Annotated in this window: 24 protein-coding genes; 14 read left to right on the top strand and 10 right to left on the bottom strand. The window is 64.6% G+C overall.

The features are described from left to right. Position 1: 1 nt before the first annotated feature. The 3 genes from VPH40_RS03065 to VPH40_RS03075 all read right to left on the bottom strand — a co-directional run bounded on the left by VPH40_RS03065 (position 2) and on the right by VPH40_RS03075 (position 2,271). Positions 2 to 1,474, bottom strand: coding sequence for a serine hydrolase (locus tag VPH40_RS03065; RefSeq protein ID WP_328572632.1), 1,473 nt, complete (start codon positions 1,472 to 1,474; stop codon positions 2 to 4). Between the two features lie 85 nt (positions 1,475 to 1,559). Beyond that, positions 1,560 to 1,889 (bottom strand): immunity protein Imm33 domain-containing protein, encoded by a 330-nt coding sequence (locus VPH40_RS03070; RefSeq protein WP_328572633.1) that lies wholly within the window; start codon positions 1,887 to 1,889, stop codon positions 1,560 to 1,562. 7 nt (positions 1,890 to 1,896) lie between these two features. Beyond that, positions 1,897 to 2,271: a hypothetical protein gene (locus VPH40_RS03075; protein ID WP_289909988.1), complete on the bottom strand. Its 375-nt coding sequence runs from the start codon at positions 2,269 to 2,271 to the stop codon at positions 1,897 to 1,899. A 307-nt stretch (positions 2,272 to 2,578) separates the two neighbouring features. On the opposite strand from VPH40_RS03075, the gene VPH40_RS03080 reads away from it, so the two are divergent. The 9 genes from VPH40_RS03080 to VPH40_RS03120 all read left to right on the top strand — a co-directional run bounded on the left by VPH40_RS03080 (position 2,579) and on the right by VPH40_RS03120 (position 8,691). After that, positions 2,579 to 2,764: a hypothetical protein gene (locus VPH40_RS03080; protein ID WP_099667950.1), complete on the top strand. Its 186-nt coding sequence runs from the start codon at positions 2,579 to 2,581 to the stop codon at positions 2,762 to 2,764. Between the two features lie 205 nt (positions 2,765 to 2,969). Further along, a complete protein-coding gene (locus VPH40_RS03085) occupies positions 2,970 to 3,155 on the top strand; it encodes a hypothetical protein (protein ID WP_328572634.1) in 186 nt (61 codons plus the stop codon). A 65-nt stretch (positions 3,156 to 3,220) separates the two neighbouring features. Continuing rightward, positions 3,221 to 4,234 carry an ATP-grasp domain-containing protein gene (locus VPH40_RS03090; protein WP_328572635.1) on the top strand — a complete coding sequence of 338 codons (1,014 nt, stop codon included), beginning with the start codon at positions 3,221 to 3,223 and terminating at the stop codon, positions 4,232 to 4,234. Then, positions 4,216 to 5,082 carry an SDH family Clp fold serine proteinase gene (locus VPH40_RS03095; RefSeq protein ID WP_328572636.1) on the top strand — a complete coding sequence of 289 codons (867 nt, stop codon included), beginning with the start codon at positions 4,216 to 4,218 and terminating at the stop codon, positions 5,080 to 5,082. Before VPH40_RS03090 ends, VPH40_RS03095 begins: the two co-directional genes overlap by 19 nt. Continuing rightward, positions 5,076 to 5,597 carry a MauE/DoxX family redox-associated membrane protein gene (locus VPH40_RS03100; protein WP_328572637.1) on the top strand — a complete coding sequence of 174 codons (522 nt, stop codon included), beginning with the start codon at positions 5,076 to 5,078 and terminating at the stop codon, positions 5,595 to 5,597. The genes VPH40_RS03095 and VPH40_RS03100 overlap by 7 nt, the downstream gene beginning before the upstream one ends. Continuing rightward, on the top strand, positions 5,597 to 6,151 hold the full coding sequence (locus tag VPH40_RS03105) for a hypothetical protein (protein ID WP_305055516.1): 555 nt from the start codon (positions 5,597 to 5,599) through the stop codon (positions 6,149 to 6,151). Before VPH40_RS03100 ends, VPH40_RS03105 begins: the two co-directional genes overlap by 1 nt. Further along, entirely contained in the window at positions 6,148 to 7,920 is a 1,773-nt protein-coding gene (locus tag VPH40_RS03110; protein ID WP_328572638.1) for an ABC transporter ATP-binding protein, read from the top strand. Before VPH40_RS03105 ends, VPH40_RS03110 begins: the two co-directional genes overlap by 4 nt. Before the next feature lie 11 nt (positions 7,921 to 7,931). Continuing rightward, entirely contained in the window at positions 7,932 to 8,333 is a 402-nt protein-coding gene (locus VPH40_RS03115) for a GFA family protein (RefSeq protein WP_328572639.1), read from the top strand. A 109-nt stretch (positions 8,334 to 8,442) separates the two neighbouring features. After that, positions 8,443 to 8,691 (top strand): DUF3297 family protein, encoded by a 249-nt coding sequence (locus VPH40_RS03120; protein ID WP_010398340.1) that lies wholly within the window; start codon positions 8,443 to 8,445, stop codon positions 8,689 to 8,691. Positions 8,692 to 8,756: 65 nt separating this feature from the next. On the opposite strand, the gene VPH40_RS03125 is transcribed toward VPH40_RS03120, so the two are convergent. The 7 genes from VPH40_RS03125 to VPH40_RS03155 all read right to left on the bottom strand — a co-directional run bounded on the left by VPH40_RS03125 (position 8,757) and on the right by VPH40_RS03155 (position 16,196). Further along, positions 8,757 to 9,635, bottom strand: coding sequence for a DNA-binding domain-containing protein (locus VPH40_RS03125; protein ID WP_328572640.1), 879 nt, complete (start codon positions 9,633 to 9,635; stop codon positions 8,757 to 8,759). Further along, a complete protein-coding gene (gene bufB / locus VPH40_RS03130) occupies positions 9,625 to 10,551 on the bottom strand; it encodes an MNIO family bufferin maturase (protein WP_328572641.1) in 927 nt (308 codons plus the stop codon). Before bufB ends, VPH40_RS03125 begins: the two co-directional genes overlap by 11 nt. Continuing rightward, on the bottom strand, positions 10,551 to 12,575 hold the full coding sequence (locus VPH40_RS03135) for a ferritin-like protein (protein ID WP_251348672.1): 2,025 nt from the start codon (positions 12,573 to 12,575) through the stop codon (positions 10,551 to 10,553). Before VPH40_RS03135 ends, bufB begins: the two co-directional genes overlap by 1 nt. Before the next feature lie 281 nt (positions 12,576 to 12,856). Beyond that, a complete protein-coding gene (locus tag VPH40_RS03140) occupies positions 12,857 to 13,504 on the bottom strand; it encodes a hypothetical protein (protein WP_328572642.1) in 648 nt (215 codons plus the stop codon). Then, positions 13,501 to 14,397 carry a hypothetical protein gene (locus tag VPH40_RS03145; RefSeq protein WP_251348670.1) on the bottom strand — a complete coding sequence of 299 codons (897 nt, stop codon included), beginning with the start codon at positions 14,395 to 14,397 and terminating at the stop codon, positions 13,501 to 13,503. The genes VPH40_RS03140 and VPH40_RS03145 overlap by 4 nt, the downstream gene beginning before the upstream one ends. 39 nt (positions 14,398 to 14,436) lie before the next feature. Further along, positions 14,437 to 15,261, bottom strand: a complete 825-nt coding sequence (locus VPH40_RS03150) for a glutaminyl-peptide cyclotransferase (protein WP_328572643.1) — start codon at positions 15,259 to 15,261, stop codon at positions 14,437 to 14,439. A 26-nt stretch (positions 15,262 to 15,287) separates the two neighbouring features. Further along, positions 15,288 to 16,196 (bottom strand): LysR family transcriptional regulator, encoded by a 909-nt coding sequence (locus tag VPH40_RS03155; protein ID WP_289914778.1) that lies wholly within the window; start codon positions 16,194 to 16,196, stop codon positions 15,288 to 15,290. A 103-nt stretch (positions 16,197 to 16,299) separates the two neighbouring features. Between VPH40_RS03155 and VPH40_RS03160 the strand changes: the two genes are divergently transcribed. The 5 genes from VPH40_RS03160 (at position 16,300) to VPH40_RS03180 (ending at position 20,742) form a co-directional block, all read left to right on the top strand. Continuing rightward, positions 16,300 to 16,758: a CidA/LrgA family protein gene (locus tag VPH40_RS03160; RefSeq protein ID WP_328572644.1), complete on the top strand. Its 459-nt coding sequence runs from the start codon at positions 16,300 to 16,302 to the stop codon at positions 16,756 to 16,758. Continuing rightward, positions 16,755 to 17,444, top strand: a complete 690-nt coding sequence (locus VPH40_RS03165; protein ID WP_099667937.1) for an LrgB family protein — start codon at positions 16,755 to 16,757, stop codon at positions 17,442 to 17,444. The genes VPH40_RS03160 and VPH40_RS03165 overlap by 4 nt, the downstream gene beginning before the upstream one ends. Before the next feature lie 191 nt (positions 17,445 to 17,635). After that, entirely contained in the window at positions 17,636 to 18,727 is a 1,092-nt protein-coding gene (gene mnmH / locus VPH40_RS03170; RefSeq protein WP_099667936.1) for a tRNA 2-selenouridine(34) synthase MnmH, read from the top strand. 45 nt (positions 18,728 to 18,772) lie between these two features. Continuing rightward, positions 18,773 to 19,837 carry a selenide, water dikinase SelD gene (gene selD, locus VPH40_RS03175; protein WP_328572645.1) on the top strand — a complete coding sequence of 355 codons (1,065 nt, stop codon included), beginning with the start codon at positions 18,773 to 18,775 and terminating at the stop codon, positions 19,835 to 19,837. A 26-nt stretch (positions 19,838 to 19,863) separates the two neighbouring features. Then, positions 19,864 to 20,742 (top strand): putative selenate ABC transporter substrate-binding protein, encoded by an 879-nt coding sequence (locus VPH40_RS03180; protein WP_180278788.1) that lies wholly within the window; start codon positions 19,864 to 19,866, stop codon positions 20,740 to 20,742. The last annotated feature ends 13 nt before the right edge of the window (positions 20,743 to 20,755 follow it).

Consider the following 20,755-nt stretch of genomic DNA (forward strand, 5'->3'; position numbering starts at 1 on the left):
CTTAACGGGCGGCCAGGCTGCGCAGGCGCGCCGCCGCGTGCGTATTGCCCGGGTCCAGCTCCAGCGTACGGCGGTAGTGCGCGACGGCCAGTGCCGTGCCGCCGTCCGCCTCATGCGCCTCGGCCAGGCTGTCGTGGGCATTCGCGCTGCCCGGCGCCAGCTGCACGGCCAGCTGCAGCACGGCGAGAGCCTGTTTCGTCCGCTGCTGCGCCAGCAGGCGGTAGCCCCAGGCATTCAAGTCGCCTTCCGTGGGCGCGGACAAGCCGTGCTGGCGCCGGATGGCCACCAGCTTCTGCTCCAGCCCGTCGAAACCGCTGCTGGCCGCCTGCTGGCGCAGCAGGTGCGCGGCATACGCGCCGCCCCGCTGCTGGCGCAGGGCGGGAAGGTAGAAGCCGGCGACGGTATCGATCAGCTGTTCCGGCTGGCCGCCGGCCAGGTTGCTCAGGATAACGACGGCCAGGCCATCGTCCGGATACACATAGAAAGCCGAGCGGGCGCCGCCGATGCCGGCCACGGCGCGGTGCGCATCGCGGCCGATGGCGGGCCAGCCCAGCGCCCACGCCCCCGGCTTGCCATCCTTCAGGCTGGTCGGTTGCCACAGCCGTTCCACGCTGGCGGGTGCCAGCAAGCGGCCCGACTGCAGCGCGATGAGCCAGTTGGCCAGTTCGCCCGCATTGCTGTTGATGCCGGCCCCGGCCCGCATGAACACGGGGAAATCCTCGATCACGTTGCGGTAGCCCTTGCCTCCCCGGTCCAGCACGTAGGAACTGGCCTTGTTGGCGACCACATCCTTCGCGTCGCCAAAGCCGCTGTGCGGCATGCCGGCCACGTCGAATTGCCGGCGCTGGATGAAAGCGGTAAACGGCTGGCCGCCTTGCAGCTCGATCAATTGCGCCAGCAACACGTAATTGGTCTGGTTATAGCGATAGCGCTCGCCTGGCTGGGCTTCCACGGGCAGCGCCTGCACGGCAGTCCACGCCGCAGCGGCGTCGTCCGGCTGCGGCCCCACCAGCTTGCCGCTGCGCTGGTCCAGCACATCGGGCAAGCCCGAGGTATGGTTGAGCAATTGGGTCACCGTCACGGCTTGCCAGGCGGCAGGCAAGCCTGTCAGGTACTGGCCGATGGATGCCGCCAGGTCGATCTTGCCCTCTTGCACCAGTTGCATCACGGCCACGCCCGCAAACGCTTTCGTTGCGGAATTGATGGAAAACAGGCTGGCATCCGTCACCGGCACCTGGTATTGCAGGCTGGCCAGGCCGAAATTGCGCGACAGCACGACCTTGCCATGCTGAATCACTGCCAGTTGCAAGCCAGGAATCTGACGCTCCTGCATTTCGCTGCGCACAAAGGCGGCGATATCCTGTTCCGCGCGCAAGGCTTGCGGCTGGCTGGTGGCAGCGGCAGCCGCGGTGACGGGAGCAGCCACGGCAGCGAGCGCCATGACGAGCAGGAAAGACGGGAGGCGTGGCTTCAAGATAAGGCTTTCGACAGTTGAAAACGGAACAGCAGCATCCCATACCTATTTATCAACGTCAACGACAATCTTGCCGGTCGGAAAGTTACTCTTCCAGCCACACATCCTCATACCCTTCCCGGTCGAGGATGAACTTGGCGCCGCTGGGCAAGGCCAGGTAATCGACCACCTGCGGCAGCATCTCGTGCAGGTGGTCCGCATGCAGGGGCTGGTAAAAGCCGCTGGCATCGTCGTGCTCGCCGCAGTGGATGAACCAGCTGATGGTGCCGTTTTCCGGCAGCACGATGCGCGTGCCGTAGATGGGCGACTGGTTCAGGCTGCCGATGGCGAGGGCCACCATGGGCTCGGGCGCTTGCGCGGGCATGCCGAATTTGTCGCAGATGCGCTGCTGTGTGTCGCTGATCGGTGCGGTCATGGTGTTCTCAGGATCCGATGTAGTGGTAATGGAGGCGCAGCGCGCCGTCGTGGCCGGACATTTCCAGGTGCAAGGTCGCCTCGCCCGGCTGGCCATCGGCCAGCAACAGGCATTCCAGGCCCAGCGGCCCGGCATCGGTGGCATACACATCGACGGCCACGCGACCACCCTTGCCCGGCACGAAGGCTTGCGCCAGCGGCGCCAGGGACAGCGCCTGGTTTGCCGCAAAATAACTGTCGAGCATCTCGATGATCTCGTCGGCCACGCCGGGCGACAGGCCCCAGTCGCGTTGCAGCGCAACAGGATCGCGCCGGTCGAGCGTCTGCACGAACGCGGCGGCCTGCGCATATGCCAGCTGCCGCAAGCTGTCTGTGATGGCCATGTCCATAGAGCGATTCCTGCCTTATCCATTCAACAGGCGCCATTATAGTGCGTGCCCGCGCGCTTGGTCGATCCGTTTTCCATCGATAATCAGGCATATTGCCGCCCATTTAAAATGGGCCGATATTATTTATCGCACTGCAATAATATAAAGTGCCTGTGTGATATTTGGTGAGTATTTCAAAAAGATAATCGCGAATGCGATTCAATTCAAGTTGACGCTTATTTATTCCAGCGCTAAGATCGAATGGCCATATACCATGGCATACAACGCAAGCAGTACTTAACCATCACAAGAGGATAGTACAATGCAAAATCAAACCAAATTGTTCGCATTCAAACTGGCAGAGAAACAGGAACAAAAACCGGCGGCGCCCGCCACCGCCTGGAAAGTGCGCGACGGCGTCGCCGTGGCCGGCTGCACCGCGGTGCAAGCTGAGCAATACCGCGATTCTTCGCGCTTCCAGCCGAACGACCGCGGCCAGTATTGCTGATCCCCGGCACGCCATAACCCCCGCCAGGCGTGGGGGTTTTATTCAATCTTCCATATTCAAACTGGCGCCGGCGCCAATTCCGGCGCGGCTTTTCTGCGCGCAATGCATAAAGCCATATGATCGCCTTTCAATTGGCGATTCCATTTTTTAAAATATGTATTTATCGGTAAACATCGGAACATAACCATTCATAGAGGATATTCCCATGCATAGAGAAACCAAACTGTTCGCATTCAAACTGGCGGAAAAGAAGGAGCAGGAAAAACCGGCCCTTCCCGCGCCCTGGAAGGTGCGCGACGGCGTCGCCGTGGCCGGCTGCACGGCGGTCGACAGCGAAGAGCAATACCGCTATTCGCGCATCGGTTCCAGCGATGGCGGCGAGTTCTGCTGATACGTTCCAGCTGAAAGCCTTGCCACGGCAAGGCTTTTTCACCATCCCTTACGCAGGCCCCCTCCATGCACAAAAAGGTCTTGATCATCAGCCATAGCGGCGATCTGCACGCCGACCTGGTCGGATCGCTCCTCGCCGCCCGCGGCCATACCCCTTTCCGTATCGACCTCGACGCCTTTCCCCGCGATTACCAGCTGTGCCAGCGCGTGCAGGACGGCCGCGCCAGCGCGCGCCTGCGCCGCCTGCCCGACGGCGACTGGCTCGACTTGCAGGACGTGGGCGCCGTCTGGCTGCGCAAGGCGGCCGACTATGCCTATGCCAGCGCCGACCTGACGCCGCAGGAGCGCGCCTATGCGCAGCTGGAAACGGAGCAAGCCGTCTTCAGCGTGCTGTACGGTCTCGATTGCTACTGGCTCAGCCATCCGCTGGCCTTGCGCGGCGCCCAATGGAAAGGCGAACAGCTTGCGCGCGCCGCGCGCATGGGCTTTCGCGTGCCCGCCACCGTCATCACCAACGTGCCCGACGACGTGCGCGCCTTCCGCGCAGCCGTCAAGGGACCCATCATTTTCAAGTCCATGTCCACGCCCAGCCTGGCCGCCGAGACGGTCGAAGAGGTTGACAGGGTCAGCGCCGGCATCGGCACCACCATCGTCGACGACGCCATGCTCGACAGCCTGGACGCCGTCGGCGAACTGAGCTGCCAGTTCCAGGAATATATCGCCAAGCAATACGAACTGCGGATCACCGTGATCGGCAAGCAATTGTTTGCCGCGCGCCTGTATTCCCAGGACGATGCCCGCACGGCCATCGATTCGCGCGACATGTCGGCCCCCATCCGCTATGAGGCGTGCACCTTGCCGGCGGAAATACAGCAGCGCTGTCTCGCTTTCGTGCACAGCTACGGCCTCGAATATGGCGCCCTGGACCTGATCGTCACGCCCGAGGGCGAGTATGTTTTCCTGGAAAACAATCCTGTGGGTCAATTCTTGTACGTACAACAACTGGTGCCCGCCCTGCCCCTGCTGGAAAGCGTGGCCGATACCCTGATCGAAGGAGCCGTATGCCGCAGCCCGACCTGAACCGGATCCCCGTCCAGCTGCGCGAGCTGGAACAATGGCGCGACAGCCGGGCCATCGTCCTGGCCGCCTCGCACCTGGACATGGAACTGCTGCCCGCCTTGTACGAGCTGTGCCAGGGCCTCGGCCCCGTGGCGCGCCTCGACGTGGTGCTGCACGGACGCGGCGGCATCGTCAACGCGGCGCGCCGCATCGCCCTTTTGCTGCGCCAGCATGCGCGCCACCTGAGCTTTATCGTGCCCTTCCACTGCGAATCGGCCGCCACCCTGCTGGCCCTGGGCGCGGATGACATCATCGCGGGCGACTTGGCCCTGTTCTCGCCCATCGACCCGCAGCTCGAAGGCGCGGATGGCGGCGCCTTTTCCAGCCTGGACATCAAGGTCTTCGGCGACATGGCGCAGCAATGGTTCGGCGTGGATGCGGCCGAAGCGCGCCAGCAATCGCTGTCCCTGCTGTGCGGCAGCATCTTCCCCCCTTCCCTGACGGCCTTTTACCGCACCACCTTGGAACTGACGCAGATCGGCGAGGAATTGATCGCCTGGCAATTGCCCGAGGCCACACCCGAGGCGCGGCGCGCCATCGTCGCGCAACTGGTGACGGGTTATCACTCGCACAACTATGCATTGACGCGCGAAGAGCTGGCGCAGCTGGGCTTGCGCATGGCGCGTGATGCGCATGCCGAACGGCTGGGCTGGGCCATTTCGACGCAATTACAGGCCAGCATAGGCGGCGCCCTGCGCAGCGCGCCGGACGAGCCGTGGACCGATGCCCTGCTGGCCACGCGCGACGGCGTGCAGCTGCGGCGCCAGCGTCCGGGCGGCTTTGCGCCCGTGTGGAGCACACAATGCTGACGTCCGTGCTGGCCACGTTACTGGCCGATACGACGCGCTACTGCATCGCCTTGCTGCTGCTGGCGGCCAGCGTGGGCAAGCTGCGCAGCTACGGCGACTTTCGCGGCAATCTGGCCACCTCGTTCGGCGTGCCGCCCGCCGCCGCCAGCCTGGCCGCGCCGGCCCTCGTGATGGCGGAATTGTCGCTCGCCGGATGGCTGCTGGCGGGCGGTACCCACATACCGATGCTGCTGTCGCTCTTGCTGTTGACTACCCTCACGGCCGTCCTGGCCTGGCGCTACTTCACGCACAGCGTGGTGCGCTGCAGCTGCTTCGGCGAAGCGGCGCGGCCCGTGTCGCGGTACGACTTGCTGCGCAACGTGCTGGCGGTGGGCATCAACGGCGCCTACTTTGCGCTGGCGCAAGAAACTGCCTTGCCCGTCGCCACCACGGCATTGGCAGCCGGACTGGCGGCCATCGTCTGCGTAGCCACGATTTCCCTGCACGACATCGCCACCCTGGCAAAGGCCGACTGATGGATGCCACCACCTTGCAATGGGTGCTGGCGGCCCTGGCGTTTGCCGTTGCGGGCAATATCTGGCTGAGCCTGGCCGTGCTGCGCGCCGGCCGCCGCGAACGCCTCGCGCCCTTGGCGCTGGAGCCGGGTCAGCCCCTGCCCGCCGTGCAAGCCCGTCCGCTGGCTGGCGGCCCGCGCTTCCAGCCGGGCGCGGCCGGCCAGGCGGCCGTGCTGCTGTTCCTGGCCAGCCGCTGCCCGAAATGCGGGGAAAAGCTGGCCGGCATCGAGCGGCTGCTGCCGCTGGCGCAGGAAGCGGGCCTGGCCCTGTGGCTGCTCAGCGAAGAGCCGGCCCGCCGGCTGCGCGCCTTCTTGCCCGGCGACAGCCTGCGCTCGGCCACGGCGCGGCTTGCCCTGCGCGACTACCGGCGCGTGAATCCCCTGATGAGCTCGCCATCTTATGTCTTTGTTAATTACCAGGGACAAGTGGAAGCGGCCGGCCTGATCGGCGACGAAGACTGGCTGGCCCTCGTCGGGCAATTGCACGCCGAACCGTCGCAGGAGCGCGCCGCATGAGCCATCTGAATGTCAGCCCCCATCTCGAACGGCTGCGCCTGCTGTATCCCGTGCGCTGGCGCATCGCCGCCGGCTTGCTGTGCATGGCCCTCACCGTGGGCGCGCAGCTGGCCTTTCCGCAAGCCATCGCGTATTTCATCGACAACGTGGCGGAACTGACCCGGCGCGGCGTCACGCCGGGCATGGTGGCCGCAATGCTGGCCTTCAGCCTGCTGTATGCGCTGATCACGACCGCGCGCTTCTATCTGCTGCAGTCGGGCGGCCACATGATCGTCATGGGCGTGCGCCGGCGCCTGTTCGACGTGGTGATCAACCAGCCCATCGCCTTCTTCGACAAGCACCATGGCGGCGAATTGAACAGCCGGCTCACGTCCGACGTGTCGGCCCTGCATGAAAGCCTGACCATCGGCGCGGCCAACGCCCTGCGCTCGCTGTGCGTCTTCGTGGGCGGCATCGCCATGCTGCTGCATCTGTCACCCATGCTGAGCCTGCCGCTGGCCCTGTTCATTCCCGTCAGCCTGTATCTGGGCAAGTTGTCTGGCAGCAACTACCGGCTGCGCGCGCGGGCCATTTCCGCCAGCCTGGCCGCCAGCGGCAAGGTGGCGCAGGAATACTTTGCCCATGCGCGCCTGGTGCAGGCCTTCAACCAGCAAGGCGGCGCCATGGCCCGCTACGCGCAAGCCATGCGGCAATTGCTGGAGGTGTCCCTGGCCGGCACGCGGCTGCTGGCCGTGTTCCAGGGCGCGCAGGGCTTGCTGGCCTTCGTGGCCCTGCTGACTACCCTGTGCTTCGGCGCCCACCTGATCGGCCAGGGCCGCTTGAGCGTGGGCGAACTGACGGCCTTCGTCATCTATGCCAGCATGGTGACGGACACGGCCGGCTCCATCAGCGAATTCTGGAACACGTGGATGCGCACCATGGGCTCGACCGACCGCATCTTCGACATCCTGCGCAGCCACCGCGCCGTGCCCGAAGCGCCCCCGCAGCCGCCGCTGGCGGGCCATATCGCGCTGCGCGACGTGCGTTTTTCGTATCCCGAGCGCGCGCAGGTCACGGCGCTCGACGGCGTCACCCTCTCCATCCAAGCGGGCGAAAAGATCGCCCTGGTGGGGGCCTCGGGCGCGGGCAAGTCCACCATCGCCAGCCTGGTGCTCGGCCATTACCGGCTTGACGGGGGCAGCCTGCAATTCGACGGCATCGATGCGCATGTGCTGGGCGTGACGCAGCTGCGCCGCCAGATGGCCGTGGTGGAGCAGGAACCGGCCCTGTTTTCCGGCAGCATCGCCGACAATATCGGCTTTGCCGTGCCGGACCGCCAGGTGACGCGCGACGAGATGCTGGCGGCGGCGCGCCTGGCGCACGCCCACGATTTCATCACGGCCTTTCCGGACGGCTACGAAACCCTGGTGGGCGAACGGGGCGTGCAATTGTCCGGCGGACAGAAGCAGCGCATCGCGATCGCCCGCGCCATCCTGCGCGCGCCGAAAATCCTCATCCTCGACGAAGCCACCAGCGCGCTCGACGCCGCCAGCGAACAGCAGGTGCAGCTCGCCCTCGATACCCTGATGCAAGGGCGCACCACCATCATCATCGCCCACCGCTTTTCCACCATCGTCAAAGCAGACCGCATCATCGTCATGGACAAGGGCCGGATATGCCAGCAAGGCACGCATGCCGAGCTGCTGCGCGCGGGCGGCCAGTATGCGCGGCTGATGCAGCAGCAGCTGTCGCAATTCCAGCAGTTGCATGACAGCACGGCAACACTGTAAAGTAAGTCACGATGAAAAAAACCTGTCATGGCAGTTGCCACTGCGGCGCCGTGCGCTTCGCGGCCGAGATCGACCTGGCGGCGCCCAGCCTGCGCTGCAACTGTTCCTATTGCCTGAAAATCCGCTGCTGGGCCAGCCTAGTGCCGCCCACGGCCTTCCGCCTGCTGGCCGGCGAGGCGGACTTGAGCGAATACCGCTTCGGCGCCGGCCGCGAACGCCATTACTTTTGCCGCCACTGCGGCGTGCGCCTGTTCGGCCGTGGCGATTCCGCCCGCAGCGGTGCGTTTGTCGGCATCGGCGTCAACTGCCTCGACGATGCCTCGGCGGCCGAACTGGCCCGGGTGCCCGTCACCTTTGTCGATGGCTTGCATGACGAGTGGAATGTGCCGCCAAAGGAAACACGGCATCTGTAGGGCGTAGGCATCGCTGGGAAGGGAAATGCGGGAACGCCGCGCCGCGGCCGGCCAGATAAGCACGCGCACCCCGTTGTCTGGATCGGCATTCTGGGCGATAATTACGCCCATGAACGATACCACCACCTTACCCCCATTGCCCGATCGCCTGTCGATCGACCCCAGCAGCCCTTACCACGTTGCAGCCGTGTTCGAGAACGACGTCGGCATCCGCTTCAACGACAAGGAACGTCTTGACGTAGAAGAATATTGCATCAGCGAACGCTGGATCAAGGTCGCTTCTACCAAGTCGCTGGATCGCCGCGGCCGTCCGCTGCAGATCAAGCTGAAGGGCAAAGTCGAAGCGTTTTACCGCTAAGCAACGCATTCAGCTGTCATCGAGGCCGATTTTCATCGGCCTTTTTTGCGTCCGCTGCTTTCCTCTCAGGCATCGCAGGCGACCAGCCCGGCCGCGGCCGCCATGGGCAGCCACAGCATGGCGTCGGCCAGCACCTCGTCCGCCGCCCTGCCGCTGGACTGCGCCGCCTGCCGCGCGCACTGCGCCAGCGGCGCGCCGCCGGCCAGCGCCTGCAGCCAGTAAAATTGCCAGGGCTGCAACTCTTGCATGACGAGCCGGTAATGCATGCGCGTAATGGCGACAAAGGCGGGACTTGCCTCCGGCTGGGCCGGCACGGCGTCGCCGGGCGCGGCCTGCGCCCGCTGCCAGTAGTCGCACAGGGGGAACGACAGGGCCAGCAGCCGCGTGCACGGCGCCAGGCGCCAGGCAGGTGTATTTCCTAATAGCAAGTCCAATCCGGAAGGCAGCATGGGCGGCGCCAGCTTTTCCAGGCCCGGCGCCCTGCCCGCCTCGCTGCGCGCCCGCTCCAGCTGCGCCAGTTCCACGGGAAAGCGCAAGGCTGCCCCTTGCGTGCCGGCGGCACGCTGGCTGGCGGCGAGAAAATCCGCAAAGCCGCCGCCCAGGTCATACAAGGTCGCGGAAGCGGACGGGTGGCGCCAGACATAGGCGCGCGCAAAGAAGGCGAACAGCTCGTCGCCCATGACCTTGCGCAAGACGGGATAGTCGGCTTGCAGACATTCGAGCAGGCGCAGCACATAGCCATCCGCATGGATATGCAGCGGCGCCGGCCCGCCTCTGGCCCGTTTCAATACTTGCTCCTGCGTCAAGCCATGGCGCTCGCTGGCCAGCTGGACGCCGCGCGCCGCGCCGCCCGGCGCCGTCATCGCCGTCAGGAACCACGCCTGCAATTGCGCCAGCGGTGCGCGGGCGTCGCCAGATTCGCCTGCGGCGGTGCTACGGGGCATGGGCCGCCTCCAGGTGAAAGCCCAGCGGCGCGGACACGGCGGCGGCAGCCGTGGCGGGCGCCGCATCCGCGAATTCTCCCCGTTCGGCCGCGCGCGCCTTGTCGAGTTCGGCCAGCAGCTGAGGATACGGGGGAATGCCGGCATCCCATTCCAGCAGGGCCGACACGCCGCCCGTCAGCCGCTGCGCCAGCGCATGCAGGCGCCAGACGGCGGCCGGCACGGGCGCGTCGTGGGTGTCGATCAGCACGGCGCCGCAGACGGTAGGCCCGGCCAGGTGGATCTGCACGATGTGCGCGTGCGGCAACTGGCGGATGTAGGCGGCCGCGTCATAGCCGTGGTTATGCGCGCTGACGTGGACATTGTTGACGTCAAGCAAGAGTCCGCAACCCGTGTCCTCGGCCAGGCGGCCCAGGAATTCCCATTCCGGCATGCTGGACTGGGCAAACTCCACGTAGGTGCTGGGGTTTTCCAGGACCAGGGGACGGCCCAGGAATTCCTGCACTTGCCGCACGCGTCCCGCCACGTGGCGCAGGCTGGCCTCGTCCAGCGGCAGCGGCAGCAAGTCGTGGCTGTTGAGCGAGGCGGCGCCCGTCCAGCACAGGTGGTCGGAAATCCACGCGGGCCGGAGCTCGCCGGCCAGCCGGCGCAGCTTGCGCAGGTAGCCGAGATTGAGCGGATCGCTGCTGCCGATCGACAGCGACACGCCATGCATGACGATGGGCACCTGCGCCGCCACCTGCTCGAGCACGTGGCGCGCATAGCCGTGGTTGTCGATGAAGTTCTCGCTGATGATCTCGAACCAGTCCACCTGCGGCCCGTGGCGCAGGATGTGTTCATAATGCGGCGGGCGCAGCCCCACGCCCAGGCCCAGGTTCGGCAAGCCCAGGCGTGGCGGCACCCCGTGCGTGGCCCGCATCAGGTCGACGGCGGCAAGGCCAGGCGCAGGTCGGTGGGCGGCGGCGGCGCCCCCACCGGCGTGCCGCGCGCCGCCATCACCTTGCCGTAGGCTTCCCAGGCCTTGTCGTAGACATTGTCGCCCAGCGCGAAACTCATGGTCTGGCCCAGCGGAATGCTGCGGTGGTCGGGTGCGGGACCGAAATCGTACAGGGTCATGGTGGCGGGCTCGGGCGGTTCCTTGCCCGAGGTGTTCGGATACAGTTGCGAGGCCGAAATCGGCACGGCGCAGCCGCCGAAGCCCCCGCATTTGTTGTCGCTGGGCGCGCTGTAGACCTTGTCGGGCTGCGGCGGAGGCGGCGGCACATAGCACGGCGTGCCCGGCGACGCGGCCAGCTTGACCGAGTGGCCGCAGGACGAGCCGCCCGTGTCGGCCTGGGCAAAGCCGCAGCCGCCCTGGGCGTGGCAGCCGTTGGAACCGCGGCAGGTATGGTAGACGGCCAGTGCGGCGCAGGTGGACGACGCTTCGCCCTCCAGGTGCATGCCCTGGCAGGCGTGGTACAGCACGCTTTTCTCGGCCAGCGGCACGCCCGTTGCCAGGTTCGGCGCCTGGCCCAGCACGGCCCAGCAGATGGCCATGCGGTCGCCCGCGCCCACCATCGACGGATACGGGAAGTCCAGGTCCTGGTTCAGCCAGTACTTGTCCAGCACGGAAGTGATGCCATAGATGGCGCCCGTGGCGACAGTGCTCAGCATCCCCAAGGTGCCGCTGCTATCCTTCAGGCGGTTCAGGGCGCCCGCCACGGCCGCCGGCGCCGGTATATTCCTGGGCGCGGTGGCCGGGTTGTAGCGCTCGTTGGTCAGCATGGCCTCGCTCCAGCGCCCCCCGTCCTGGTGCCAGCCGGCCCAGGTTTTTACGGGCAGCATGGCCTTCACCTGGCCGAAACGCTCGTAGTGGTCGAACGGTGCGCTGTCGTGGCGCGCCTGCGCGTCGCGCGATTCCGCATCCTTGCCATTGTTCGCGTAGGACGGATAATCGCACTTCAGGGCGGCCAGGTCTTCGCGGTAGTCGGGTTGCACGGCCATCAGGCGCTGCGCCGCGTCGCGGCGGTAGCGCTGGATGGCCGTTGCGCTGCCTTCGCCCTGGTCCGTGATGGCCGCCATCATGTCGATGGCCTTGTTGAACGAGCCCGTCTGGCCGCCATCCTGGTCTTGCGGGCCGAAACAGGTGTCGAACTTGGGAAATTCCGCCCGCGCATGGCCCTGCACCTGGCTGTTGAACATGTCTTGCTGCACCGAACCGTTGACGAACAGCTTTTGCCACAGGGTCTGGCCATCCGCATATTCGATGCCGATGTAGCGCGCATAGCATTCGTACATGTAGCCGATGGTGCCGAACAGGGGCAGATCATGCACGTGCTTGCCCGGCGTCCAGCCCACGAACGGCACCTCGGGGAAATATTTGGTGTGGTTGTGCTTGTCGAACTCGGCCAGCTGGGCGCGGGCCTGCTCCTCCGGCTGCTCGATGGCGAGGAACAGGTCGCACTGGTTGGCGTTCAGCTCTTCCAGGTTGACGCGCACGTGGCGGTAGCCGGACGTGTCCTGCAAGTCGACGATGTGCGGGATTACCGTGCAGCTCTTGCCATAGCAGGTCCAGCCGTGGTCCTGCGATTGCAGCTCCGAACCCGTGAAGCATGGCGCCGTGCCGATGGCCGTGGCCAGGTTGGCCGCCATCTGCAGGTGCAGCATTTCCTGGATGAAGACGCTGAAGATGATATTGAAGGCCTTTTGCTCCGCCAGCTCGGGCCGGGCCGTGGTGCCCATGCCCGGCCACTGGCGGCCTTCGTAATACGTGATGCCTTTCGAGTTGATCTGGTGCGTGCCCTGGATCGAATACATGGTGGCCATGTACAGGGGAATGGTGAACAGTTCGACGCTGACGGCCGCCTGGGCGATGGCGCGCACGGCGGCCTTGTCGGTGTCCAGCATGTCGAGCGGACGCCCGGTGATGGCGGGCTGGGTGCTTCCTAAAACGGGCATTTTCATTCTGTATCTCCACAGGAAGGATGCGTTTCGGATATCGGGCCGCGCCGCGCCATCTGCGTGCGCCGATCACGGCACAGAAATCATACGCCTGAGAAAGATACTTTTGCGGCAAGATTTATGCGCCGATCCAGACATTGACCTGCGTCAATATCGCCGCCCTTACGCCGTGAAAATAGGCGTTTCAGGCGGTCATTCGATGACAATTGAATAGAATCGGCAAAACGCGCGCGTGTATAAGCGGCGCGCCGGCAAACGCCGGCGCGTGGCTTGCATGGTGATAGTCAGGCGCCGGGCGGCGGCTGGAAGGCGCAAAAGCCGGGCCACTGGTCGCGGCTGTCGCACACTTTCAGGCAGCCTTTGTCATCCTTGAACGTGGCCACCACCTTGATGTGGAAACCGTATTTTGGCGTGGTGGCCAGGAAGGCGGACGGGCAGCTTTGCTCGTTGCTGAAACGGAAAGTGATTTCTTCGCGGCGGCCCTTGCGCTCAAAGCCCAGCATGAAGGTTTCATTGCTGTTCCACTGCGCCTTGCCCGGCACGCGGAAGCGGTAGCGCGGGCTGCCCTGCTGCTGGCCGGCGAGTTTCTGGCCGAAGACGCGGCTGCTGGCCGTGGCCGTTTCGACCTTGGCGATCGGATAGGGCACGGCAAACATGTAGGTGCCGGCAAAACCCTGGTCGAAGCCGAGGCCCTTCTGGTAAAACGGTACGACGATATGCGGCGCGCCCGTGTATTCCACGGTATTGCGGGCCGTTACGCGCGACGTCAGCTTGTCATCGGGTGCTTGCCCGAAGACCACGTCCAGTTCCAGCAAGGCTTGTTGCTTGTCGATGTCTTGCGCCAGATAATCCTGGGCGAATATTTCCCCGTGCACGCAGCCGGCCAGCAAGATGGCGGCGAAGCAGCCGGCGATCAGTCCAGGTATGCTCATGGCTGTTCCCCCTCGGGCGGCGCGGAAATGAGGCCCAGCCCCGTCACCTGCAAGCCGTTCTTGCCCTGTTTCCATTGAAATTGCTGGCCGAACCAGGCCAGTTCCAGCTCGCGCTGGATGCGGTTCGAATCCGTGCGGCCCTGGCGCGCCTTGATGGCGGCGCCCGCCTGTTCGGCAGCGGCCTGCGACAAGGGCTTCAGCCACCGTTGATAGGTGTCGGGCGGCAAGGCCAGCACGCCGGCCACGCCGTCGTCGCGCGTGGCGACGACGACCTCCACGCTGGTCGCCCTGCGGGCCAGATAGGCGCCGCGCCGGCTGTCGGGCGAGACGGAGACCAGCATGGCGGGCGCGTAATCGCCGGTGACGATGCCCGGCATGTCAAACCACAGCAGTTCGCCCGTATCCGTATCGAGCGCGCGGCCGTCGCGGGCAAACAGCAGTATTTCGCTGCGGCCCGGCTGCGGCACGCCCCATTCGGGGTCGCGCTCCGTGCGCACCATGTCGTCGCGCCGCAAAGGACTGACGGGGCGCATCAGCGGTTCGCCGTTCTGCACGCCGATCAATATCGTGCCCTGGCCCGTATAGCCCTTGGTAAACGCCAGCAGCATGGGCTGGCCTTCGCGCCTGGCCTTCAGGGGCCGCACTTCCACCACTTCGCGCGCGCCGCCGGGCCAATAGCCGTGCTTACGGAAAGACAAGTTGACGAGCGGGTCGTGGCGGTCGCGCGTGACGACAAAGTCGCCGTATTGCTGCATCACCGGCACGTATGGCGTTTGCGCCTGCGCGGCGGGCAAGACGGTGGCCAGCAAGCTGGCGGCGGCCGCCAGGCGGCATAAAGGAAGGGACAGCATGGCATCCTGCAAGGGTCGCACGGGGCGAAGGAACAGCATCATAGACGATTCTTCGCTAGCAACACTGTCCGATAGGAAACATCAGTGGCGCTGGATTTCGATCAGCTCGATCTCGAACAGCTTGGGCCACAGTTTCCCCGTGACAAACAAACGCTTGCCGCGCGCATCCCAGGCGATTCCGTTGAGCACGGCGTCGGGATTGGCCGTGCCCCGCTGCTCGGGCGGCAGCAAGCCCGTCAGGTCGATCCAGCCGACAACTTTGCCGCTGGCCGGGTCGATGCGGGCGATCACGTCCGCGCCCCACACATTGGCAAACAGTTCCCCGTCGACCATTTCCAGTTCATTCAGGCGTTCGATGGGGCGGCCCTCGGCCTTCACTTCGAAGCGGCGCACCTCGGCCAGGGTTTTCGGATTGAGCACGCGGATGGCGGCCGTGCCGTCGCTCATGTAGACGAAATGAGCATCGCTGGCCAAGCCCCAGCCTTCGCCCTGGTAGCTGAATTTGCGCTTCAGCTTGAACGTTTTCTGGTCGAACACATAGCCCGTTTGCGAAATCCACGTCAGTCCCAGGATTTCATCGCCCACATCCGTGATTCCTTCGCCAAACACCGTTTTGTCCAGCATGCTTTTCTGCAGCACCTTACCCGTTGTCAATTCCACCTTGCGCAAGGACGACTGGCCGTTCTGGCCCGTGCTTTCATACAGATGGCCATCCTTGAACAGCAAGCCCTGGGTAAACGCCTGGGGGTCGTGCGGATAGGTATTCTTGACGAAATAGCCATATACGGGAATGGCGGCCTGGGCGTAGCCCATTTCGCTCATCAGGCCCACGGTGCATAACAATCCCAGCAGCAGCGAGCCTGCCGTCCGTTTGATTTTGGCTGTAACCTTGGCGTTGATGTTCATCTGGTCGGACGGAAGTTGGCGAGCGCCTATTGTAAACGTGCCGCGTCCGTCATGCGCGCCCTGACGAGCTCCAGCCAGGCGCGGGCGGCAAACGACAGCCGCCCGCCGCGGCGCCAGGCCAGCATCAGATTCCATTCCACGGGCGGGCCGGCCAGGGGAATGACGGCAAACTGCGACGGTTCCAGGGTGTCGCAATACATCTTCGGCAACAGGCAGATGCCCACGCCCAGGCGGACCAGCGAGGCAATAAAGTCCCACTGGCCGCTGCGGCCCGTGATGCGCGGGGCGAAGCCGGCGCGCTGGCAGGCGTCCAGCACGATATCGTTCAGGGCAAACGCGGCGCCATAGAAAATGAAGGGGCTGTCGGCCAGTTCGGCCAGGGCGACGGAAGCACGTCCCTGCCACGGCGAGCCGGGCGCGGCCAGCAGGCACAGCGGCGAGCGCACGAGGGGCAAGGCTTCAAAATCCTGCCAGGTGGCCGCATTGCCCGGATAGTCGAGCATGGTGCCCAGCTCCACCGTGCCCGTGCGCAAGTCGCGCTCGATCGCTTGCGTGCCGCTTTCGTACATTTTCAGCTCGATGCCCGGATAGCGCTGGTGGTACTCGGCCAGCCACGGCGCCAGGGTGGAATGGGTTTGCGGCGACACGCCGACCCGTAATTCTCCCCGTTCCAGATGTTGCAGGTCGCGCAACTCCACCTTCAGTTCCGCGTGCAGGGCCAGCAATGTATGCGCGCGCGACAGCACCACCTTGCCCGCGTCCGTCAGGGTAAAACGCTTGCCCGCGCGATCCAGCAAGGCCAGGTCCAGCGACTGTTCCAGCTGGGCAATCATCTTGCTCACTGTCGGTTGCGTCACGTGCAGCCTGGCGGCCGCGCGCGTAAAACTGTTCTGTTCCACCACTTCGACGAAGTAGCGCAAGGAGCGGATATCCATGATGCATTCCAATATCGAATGATTTTCATGAGTTTAAGTCATTTTATCTTTTGATGTGGGGTCTCTACAATGAAAACTTCCCCCTGCCGTTTGAAAGCCTGCCGTGAAAGCCTTGCACTGTTCCACCGCCGCCCTGCCCGCCATCCCTGCCTGGCGCCAGCCCGTGCACACCGTGTGGCAAGTGGGCGTGCTGATCGCCGCCTGGTGGCTGGCTGATGAGGCCGCCTCCGCCCTGCACCTGCCGTTTTCCGGCGGGGTCGTGGGTCTGTTCGTGCTGGTGGCCCTGCTGCTGGCGGGCTGGGTGCGGCCAGCCGCCATCGAACTGGGCGCGAACTGGCTGCTGGCCAATATGCTGCTGTTCTTCATTCCGCTGGTCGTGTCCGTGGTGCAATTTACACAGCTGCTGAAGTCGCAAGGTCTGATGCTGTTCGTGAATATCGGCCTGGGCTTTGCCAGCGTGATGCTGGCCACGGCGTTGACGGTGGAATGGGTGTGCCGCTATGAGCGCAAGTTGCGCCTGCAGAAACTGCTGCGCCAGCGCGCCGCGAGGACAGCGGCATGAATACCCTGCTGTTGTCCCTGTTGTTTTTGCTGCTGACCCTGGTGCTGTTCTATGCCAACCAGGCGCTGCACCGCCGCCATCCGCATTTCCTGCTCACGCCCGCCATCTGCACCTCGGCGATATTGATCGTCATCGTGCAGGCGACGTCGACGCCGTTCGCCACGTATTTCGGCGAAACGCGCTGGCTGCCGTGGCTGCTGGGCCCGGCCACCATTGCGTTTGCGCTGCCCATCTTCCAGGAACGCAAGCTGATCCGCAAACACTGGCTGGCCCTGTCGCTGGGCAGCTGCGCCGGCATCGTTGCCTCGGTGGCCGCCACCCTGCTGCTGGACCGTCTGCTGGGCGTGCATGGCGACATGGCGCGCAGCCTGCTGGCCCGCTCCGTGTCGACGCCGTTCGCGCTGGAAGCGTCGCGCCACATGGGCGGCTCGGCCCAGCTGACGGGCATCTTCGTCGTGATGACGGGCTTGTTCGGCTTGATGCTGGGCAAACCGCTCTTGAAACTGCTGCCCTTGCGCATGCGCATCGCCCGTGGCGCCCCGTATGGCGCGGCCGCGCACGGTTTTGGATTATCCGTGGCGCGCCGGGTCGGCACGGAAGAAGGCGCCGTGGCCAGCCTGACGATGATTTTCTCGGGCGTCGTCACGGTATTGCTGGCGCCGTTGCTGGGCAGATTGTTGGGCTAAAAACACCTATCAAAACCTACTGCGCGTCGTAATTTGCGGTCTGCGATGCTCACTGTACATTCGTACAGTTGCGCTTCTCGGCCACAACTTCCTTCCGCTCGCTACGGTTTTGTTAGGCGTATTAAGCCACCACCGCACGGGCGTTTATCGGGGATAATACGTCTTTCCCCATTCCAAGCAGCCGCGCCACGATGAAATACCCTGCAGTGCTTCCCTTCAGCGACATCCTGCCGCGCCTGAATGAATTCGATGCCATCATCGACGTGCGCAGCCCGTCCGAGTTCGCGGAAGACCACTTGCCGGGCGCCATCAACCTGCCCGTGCTGGACGACGAACAGCGCGTGCGCGTCGGTACCCTATATAAACAGACCAGCGCCTTCGAGGCGAAGAAGCTGGGCGCGGCGCTGATCGCCAGGAACATCGCGCAACATATCGAAGACGGTTTCCTCGGCCACCCGCAGCACTGGAAACCCCTCGTGTACTGCTGGCGCGGCGGCAACCGCAGCGGCGCCATGGCGCATATCCTGGCGCGCATCGGCTGGCCCGTCACGCAGCTCGAAGGCGGCTACAAGGATTACCGCCGCCACGTGAATGCGGAACTGGCCACCCTGCCCGAACGCTTCGACTTCATCAACGTGCTGTGCGGCCCCACGGGCAGCGGCAAGAGCCGTTTGCTGCAAGTGCTCGACAGGCAAGGCGCGCAAGTGATCGACCTGGAAGACCTGGCGGCCCACCGCGGCTCCGTGCTGGGCGGCTTGCCCGAGGCGGACCAGCCGGCGCAAAAAGCGTTTGAAAGCGCGCTGTGGCAGCAACTGCGCCATTTCGACCCGCAACTCCCCGTCTTCATCGAATCGGAAAGCAAGAAAGTGGGCCGTTTGCGCGTGCCCGATGCGCTGATGGACAAGATGCGCGCGGCCGCCTGCACGGACGTGCGCCTGGCCACGGAGCAGCGCGTGCAATTGCTGATGCAGGACTATGAGCATTTCGTCGGCGATGCGGCGCGCCTGAACGTGCAGCTGGCCCTGTTGACGCAGCTGCATGGCAAGGAGAAAATTGCCCACTGGCAGCAGCTGGCCACTTCCGGCCGCATGGCCGAACTGGTGGAAGAACTGCTGGTGCAGCATTACGACCCCGTCTACCGGCAATCGATCGCCCGCAACTTCAGCCGCTACGCCCAGGCGACGCCGCTGGTCTTGCCCGACATTTCAGAACATGCCTTTGAGCAAGCCGCGCGCGCATTATGTGCTATCGTCGGCGAACCCCGTGCCGCCAGCGCCGCGTAAGCGCCGGCGCAGCTTTTGATGACCTTTTTGAGCAGGATGACGACCATGTCCGATAGCGCAGCAACACCCAATACCCCCATCCGATTGACCGAATTTGCCCATGGCGGCGGCTGCGGCTGCAAAATCGCGCCGGGCGTGCTGGCCGATATTTTAAAGGGCAGCGGCGGCTTTCCCCTGCCGAAGGAATTGCTGGTCGGCATAGAAACCTCGGATGACGCGGCCGTCTACCAGCTCAACGTCGAGCAGGCGCTGATCGCCACGACGGATTTCTTCATGCCCATCGTCGACGACCCGTTCGATTTCGGCCGCATCGCCGCCACCAACGCCATTTCCGACGTGTACGCCATGGGCGGCACGCCCATCATGGCGCTGGCCCTGGTCGGCATGCCGATCAACAAGCTGCCCGTGGAAACCATCGGCCTCATCTTGAAAGGCGGCGAAACCATCTGCGCCCAGGCCGGCATCCCCATCGCGGGCGGCCACACCATCGATTCCGTCGAACCGATCTATGGCCTGGTCGTGCTGGGCCTGGTCCACCCGTCGCAGGTGAAGCGCAACGCGGGCGCGCGCGCCGGCGACAAGCTGGTATTGGGCAAACCGATCGGCGTGGGCATCCTGTCGGCCGCGCTGAAAAAGAACGCGCTGGACGCGGAGGGTTACGCTTCCCTGATAGCCAACACCACCAAATTGAATACCCCGGGCAAGAAACTGGCACTGCTGGACGGCGTGCATGCGCTGACGGATGTGACGGGCTTCGGCTTGCTGGGCCACACCCTGGAACTGGCGCGCGGCGCCAAGTTGCAGGCGCGCATCGCCATGCATGACGTGCCGCTGCTGCCGCAAGTGCAGCAACTGGCGCAGAACGGCAACATCACGGGCGCCTCGGGCCGCAACTGGCAGGGCTATGGCGCGCAAGTGGCGCTGGACGACAGCCTGAGCGCCATCGACAAGGCCATTTTGACGGACCCGCAAACGGCCGGCCCCCTGCTGGTGGCCTGCGCGCCGGAAGCCGTCGAGCAAGTGCTGGCGATTTTCCGCGCCGAAGGCTTTGGCGACGCCGTCGTCATCGGCGAGATGCAGGAAGGCAGTACCGGGGTTTCCGTAATCTAATGAATATTTTTTGCAAAGGCAGTCCCATGACCACATTCTCCAACTCATTTTCCAAGTTCCCCGCCATCCTGGCCACCGTCGCCGCCACCCTGGCCATCCACAGCGGCCTGGCGCAAGCGCAGCAAGTGCTGCGCGTCTCCGCCATCCCCGACGAAGCGCCGACGGAATTGCAGCGCAAGTTCAAGCCGCTGGGCAGCTACCTGGAGAAAAAGCTGGGCATGAAGGTGGAATTTACGCCCGTCACCGATTACGCGGCGTCCGTCGAAGGCTTGATCAATAACAAGCTCGACATGGTCTGGTTCGGCGGTTTTACCTTCGTGCAAGCGAACGTGCGCAGCGGCGGCAAGATCGTGCCCCTGGTGCAGCGCGAGGAAGACACGAAGTTCCGCTCCGTGTTTGTGACCACCAGCAAGGACATCAATCAATTGTCCGACCTGAAGGGCAAGAATTTCACGTTCGGCTCGGAATCGTCGACCTCGGGTCACTTGATGCCGCGCTACTACTTGCTGGCCGCAAAGATCAACCCGGACACGGACATGAAGCGCATCGCGTTTTCCGGCGCGCATGACGCCACCGTGGCGGCTGTGGCCGGCGGCAAGGTCGATGCGGGCACCTTGAACATTTCCGTGTGGGAAAAGCTCGTCGAAGCGAAAAAGGTCGATCCAAGCAAGGTGCGCGTGTTCTACACGACGCCAGGCTACTACGATTACAACTGGAGCGTGCGCGCCGACATGAACCCCGTCGTGCGCAAGAAGCTGACGGACGCCTTCCTGGCGCTGGACCCATCGACGGCCGAAGGCAAGGAAATCCTCGAACTGCAGCGCGCCACCAAGTTCATCCCGACCAAGGCCGAGAACTACAAGGATATCGAAGCGGCTGCGCGCGATGCCAAGTTGTTGAAGTAACTGCTGAAACTTG

Source organism: Janthinobacterium sp. P210005 (assembly GCF_036231865.1).
GTDB classification, from domain to species: domain Bacteria; phylum Pseudomonadota; class Gammaproteobacteria; order Burkholderiales; family Burkholderiaceae_D; genus Janthinobacterium; species Janthinobacterium kumbetense.

Coding starts and splice junctions, on each gene's coding strand:
- VPH40_RS03070 (WP_328572633.1), bottom strand. CDS start 1,889: ATGACCGCACCGATCAGCGACACACAGCAGCGCATCTGCGACAAATTC.
- VPH40_RS03075 (WP_289909988.1), bottom strand. CDS start 2,271: ATGGCCATCACAGACAGCTTGCGGCAGCTGGCATATGCGCAGGCCGCC.
- VPH40_RS03080 (WP_099667950.1), top strand. CDS start 2,579: ATGCAAAATCAAACCAAATTGTTCGCATTCAAACTGGCAGAGAAACAG.
- VPH40_RS03085 (WP_328572634.1), top strand. CDS start 2,970: ATGCATAGAGAAACCAAACTGTTCGCATTCAAACTGGCGGAAAAGAAG.
- VPH40_RS03090 (WP_328572635.1), top strand. CDS start 3,221: ATGCACAAAAAGGTCTTGATCATCAGCCATAGCGGCGATCTGCACGCC.
- VPH40_RS03095 (WP_328572636.1), top strand. CDS start 4,216: ATGCCGCAGCCCGACCTGAACCGGATCCCCGTCCAGCTGCGCGAGCTG.
- VPH40_RS03100 (WP_328572637.1), top strand. CDS start 5,076: ATGCTGACGTCCGTGCTGGCCACGTTACTGGCCGATACGACGCGCTAC.
- VPH40_RS03105 (WP_305055516.1), top strand. CDS start 5,597: ATGGATGCCACCACCTTGCAATGGGTGCTGGCGGCCCTGGCGTTTGCC.
- VPH40_RS03110 (WP_328572638.1), top strand. CDS start 6,148: ATGAGCCATCTGAATGTCAGCCCCCATCTCGAACGGCTGCGCCTGCTG.
- VPH40_RS03115 (WP_328572639.1), top strand. CDS start 7,932: ATGAAAAAAACCTGTCATGGCAGTTGCCACTGCGGCGCCGTGCGCTTC.
- VPH40_RS03120 (WP_010398340.1), top strand. CDS start 8,443: ATGAACGATACCACCACCTTACCCCCATTGCCCGATCGCCTGTCGATC.
- VPH40_RS03125 (WP_328572640.1), bottom strand. CDS start 9,635: ATGCCCCGTAGCACCGCCGCAGGCGAATCTGGCGACGCCCGCGCACCG.
- bufB (WP_328572641.1), bottom strand. CDS start 10,551: ATGCGGGCCACGCACGGGGTGCCGCCACGCCTGGGCTTGCCGAACCTG.
- VPH40_RS03135 (WP_251348672.1), bottom strand. CDS start 12,575: ATGAAAATGCCCGTTTTAGGAAGCACCCAGCCCGCCATCACCGGGCGT.
- VPH40_RS03140 (WP_328572642.1), bottom strand. CDS start 13,504: ATGAGCATACCTGGACTGATCGCCGGCTGCTTCGCCGCCATCTTGCTG.
- VPH40_RS03145 (WP_251348670.1), bottom strand. CDS start 14,397: ATGATGCTGTTCCTTCGCCCCGTGCGACCCTTGCAGGATGCCATGCTG.
- VPH40_RS03150 (WP_328572643.1), bottom strand. CDS start 15,261: ATGAACATCAACGCCAAGGTTACAGCCAAAATCAAACGGACGGCAGGC.
- VPH40_RS03155 (WP_289914778.1), bottom strand. CDS start 16,196: ATGGATATCCGCTCCTTGCGCTACTTCGTCGAAGTGGTGGAACAGAAC.
- VPH40_RS03165 (WP_099667937.1), top strand. CDS start 16,755: ATGAATACCCTGCTGTTGTCCCTGTTGTTTTTGCTGCTGACCCTGGTG.
- mnmH (WP_099667936.1), top strand. CDS start 17,636: ATGAAATACCCTGCAGTGCTTCCCTTCAGCGACATCCTGCCGCGCCTG.
- selD (WP_328572645.1), top strand. CDS start 18,773: ATGTCCGATAGCGCAGCAACACCCAATACCCCCATCCGATTGACCGAA.
- VPH40_RS03180 (WP_180278788.1), top strand. CDS start 19,864: ATGACCACATTCTCCAACTCATTTTCCAAGTTCCCCGCCATCCTGGCC.